Below are 2,055 nucleotides of genomic sequence, written 5' to 3' on the forward strand. Positions count from 1 at the left end.
AAATACAGAAACGAGCAGAAGTCCGCTCGTTTCCATATTGTTACCTATATTATAAAGGCAAACGCCTAACTTCCTGATATTCAACCAAAGTCCAATTTAGTATGAGTTAGATTCGTTACCATAATTATGGCACAGATGAATCTTACCCCATTGGACGATGTGCTTGACAAGCACTTTGGAAAAGTTGGACCATAGATTTTGGCGTGGCTGGAAAAGTGGCCTTGTGGTAAAAGCTGCAAGGCGAAGTAAAAAGCCGCAAGGCTGCAGGCAGTGATTGAACGCTGCATCCAGCCGGCTGGCGACCGCTTGTGTGGGATTATCTGAAGAGGTCGTCAAGTGTCAATACGGATACGAAAAGGTCGGAATATTCGTTTTTCGCCAGTTCCGTGCCGCCGATATATGTGAGGTGGAAGGTGTAGTCAGGATATTTCTCCTCCATCTTCTGCAGCCTGGTTGTCAGCGTCTGTGCATATTGTCTTGTCAGTGTGAATGGCGATTTGTAGAATTTCATCTCGCACAGGTTCACCACATCGTCGGCGCGTTCTATAATCAGGTCTATCTGCATGCCGTCGTGTTCTCCCTCTCCACGCACCACATACGACGACTCCACCGATGACACTCCGCCGATATTCAGCGCCTGTTTTATCTGCGCTATATGCAGGAAGCAAATTTCCTCGAAGGCTATTCCCCGCCATGAGGCGATGTCGCTCTCTCTGAGATGCCGCTGCCAGTAGTCTTCCTGTTTTATTTCCTTGCTCTCTTTGAAGTGGAGCCAGAACCAGCAGAATGAGTCCACGAGCTTGTAGCGCTCATCCCTGCCGCCCGAACCGAACGGCACGTATTTTATTATGAAGTCGCTGCCTATCAGTGCCTTCAGCATCTTTGTGAGGTCGCCGTTGGCCTTCAGCCCGGTCTTTTCGGTTATCTCCTTTCTTGTGAATCCGGCATGTCGCGTGGCGAGTAGCCTTACGATGCGCATGCAGTCGTCGGCATTGTCGAAAACGGAGTTGAAGAGTCGTTCAAACTCGTCTCCCAGTTTTGCGTTGCGGGCAAAGAACAGCGTGTCGATGTTTTGTGCCAGACTATATGCCGGATTGAAGAAATTCATATAAAACGGTATTCCTCCCATCACCATATACGCCTGCGCCACGTTGTATCTCGACATCTTTATCCCTCGGCTCGCATAGAATTCTTCGCTTTCCTTCAGTGTGAATGGCGAGAGCTTGATCTCTCCCGTCAGTCGTCCATACAGTCCGCCTTTGTTGCTTATCAGATTGTCGAGCATCCATGAAGTTGCCGATCCGCATACTATGAGGAGCAGATTGTGGCGCATGTTTCCCCATCCGTTCCAAAACGCCTCCAGGGCAGTAAGGAATCCCGACCGTGCGGTGTCCATCCATGGCAGTTCGTCGATGAATACCACCTGCCTGCTTCCGTTGTCGCAAGTGTCAAGGAATCTCTCCAGCAGGAAGAACGCCTCCATCCACGATTTCGGCTGGGCTATATTCTCCATCCCGTGGCGGATGAGCGAGAAATAGAAGTTCTGCAACTGGGCTTTCAGCGTCACTTTGCGTTGCCTGTCGTATGGCGACAATCCTGTGTGGTGGAACACCATGTCGTCGTGGAACACCTCGTTTACGAGGAATGTCTTTCCCACACGCCTACGGCCATATACTGCCACGAACTCAGCCCTGCCACTGTCGTAGTATCGTCTGAGCTCTGCTATTTCCTTTTTTCTTCCGATGATGTCACACATAGTCTTGCCTTTTTTCTTTTTGCAAAGATAGCGATATTTTGCAAATTCCTGCAAAAAACAGCGTTTATTCCGCTACGAAGGGCATGAAATGAGGGTTAGCGGCGGAATAAACGATGTTTTAACACGATTTTAACATAAGGGTACCATTGGGGTTTCCTTGGATTTAGGCATTTACCCGTCTCCAGATATGATATTCTGACAACAAATATCCGCCCCTGCGATTTCAGACAAAAACCGGGATAACCCCAAGGCGGATTACTCTGCTACTGAATTCAGTCAATCACTTTAGCCCCCTCTCG

Annotated in this window: 1 protein-coding gene; it reads right to left on the reverse strand. The window is 49.0% G+C overall.

Annotated elements, in window-relative coordinates; translation table 11 throughout:
• Positions 1-316: 316 nt before the first annotated feature.
• Positions 317-1,756, reverse strand: a complete 1,440-nt coding sequence (locus tag QVO99_RS00065) for an AAA family ATPase (protein WP_022315539.1) — start codon at positions 1,754-1,756, stop codon at positions 317-319.
• Positions 1,757-2,055: the final 299 nt, after the last annotated feature.

Source organism: Prevotella sp. CAG:592 (assembly GCF_000436015.1).
GTDB classification, from domain to species: Bacteria; Bacteroidota; Bacteroidia; order Bacteroidales; family Bacteroidaceae; genus Prevotella; species Prevotella pectinovora.

Coding starts and splice junctions, on each gene's coding strand:
- QVO99_RS00065 (WP_022315539.1), bottom strand. CDS start 1,756: ATGTGTGACATCATCGGAAGAAAAAAGGAAATAGCAGAGCTCAGACGA.